The 1,599-nt window shown below is 72.5% G+C and carries 1 protein-coding gene; it reads left to right on the plus strand.

The annotated features are described in order from the left end of the window. Positions 1 to 1,599, plus strand: a 1,599-nt coding sequence (locus tag ABZY57_RS32725) for a beta-ketoacyl synthase N-terminal-like domain-containing protein (RefSeq protein WP_356518183.1), incomplete at both ends; no start/stop codon positions are given.

Genomic DNA, 1,599 nt, shown 5'->3' on the forward strand with positions numbered 1-1,599 from the left:
TTCGTCGTTGGCCGGTGTGTTGGGTAATGCGGGGCAGGCGGCGTATGCGTCGGCGAACGCGTACTTGGACGGGCTTGCTGCGCATCGTCGTGTGTTGGGGTTGCCGGGTCTGTCGTTGGCTTGGGGTCTGTGGTCCGTCGGCGCCGGCATGGGCGGCGAGCTCAGCTCCGCCGACCGGTCCCGCATCTCGCGCGGCGGCTTCGTCCCCCTGACCGAGGAGTCGGGGCTCGCCCTCCTCGACGCCGGTCTCGCGGTGGGCGCCGGGGCGCTGGTCGCCGCCACGTGGGACTGGCCCGCGCTGCGCAGGCAGGCCGAAGACCTGCCCACGGTGTTCGGGCGGCTGGTTCCGGCCGGCCGTCGCCGCCGGGCGCGGGGCGCTGTCGGCAGTGGTGTGCGGGCGCGGCTGGCGGGGCTGTCGGAGCGCGAGCGGGTCTCGCTGCTGTCGGGCGTGGTCTGCGCCTCGGCCGCGGCCGTACTGGGGCATGCCTCGGCGGTGTCCGTGGACCCGGAGCGTGCCTTCGGCGAGCTCGGCTTCGACTCGCTGACCGCCGTGGAGTTCCGCAACGCGCTGGGATCGGAGCTCGGCGTACGCCTGCCCGCGACGCTGGTCTTCGACTACCCGACGCCGCTGGAGCTGGCGCGCTGGCTGGCGGTCGAGCTGTCGGACGGGGCCGAGCCCGCCGGTACCGCGGTCGCCACGGCTGCTTCGGCGGACACGGGCGAGGACCCGATCGCGATCGTCGGCATGGCCTGCCGCTTCCCGGGCGGCGTCGAATCGCCCGAGGACCTGTGGCGGCTCGTCGAGGGCGGCGTGGACGCCGTCTCCGGATTCCCGACGGACCGCGGCTGGGACGTGGACAGCCTCTACGACCCGTCCGGCGAACGCCCTGACACCTCGTACACGCGGGAGGGCGGATTCCTGCACCGGGCCGCGGAGTTCGACGCGGATTTCTTCGGGATCAGCCCCAACGAAGCCCTCGTGATCGACCCGCAGCAGCGGCTGCTCCTGGAGACCTCGTGGGAGGTACTGGAGCGGGCGGCCATCGATCCGACGACGCTCAAGGGCAGCCGGACCGGCGTCTTCGCCGGCCTCATGTACCACGACTACGCGCACAACAGCAGCACGGGCGCGATCGTTTCGGGCCGGGTGTCGTACACCCTCGGTCTGGAGGGCCCGTCGGTGTCGGTGGACACGGCGTGCTCGTCGTCGCTGGTGGCCCTGCACCTGGCGGCGCAGGCCCTGCGGTCGGGCGAGTGCGACCTGGCGCTGGCCGGTGGTGTCGCGGTCATGTCGACGCCGGAGAGCTTCGTGGAGTTCAGCCGGCAGAAGGGCCTGGCGGCCGACGGCCGCTGCAAGTCCTTCGCTGCCTCGGCCGACGGTACGGGGTGGTCCGAGGGCGTAGGCATGCTCCTGGTGGAGCGTCTGTCGGATGCCGAGCGGAACGGCCACAAGGTGCTGGCTGTCGTGCGGGGTACGGCGGTGAATCAGGATGGTGCGAGCAATGGTCTGACGGCGCCGAACGGTCCTTCGCAGCAGCGGGTGATCCGGCAGGCCCTGGCCAATGCCCGGCTGTCGGCGTCGGACGTCGACGCGGTGGA

The organism is Streptomyces sp. NPDC006450 (assembly GCF_040612195.1).
Lineage (GTDB): Bacteria > Actinomycetota > Actinomycetes > Streptomycetales > Streptomycetaceae > Streptomyces.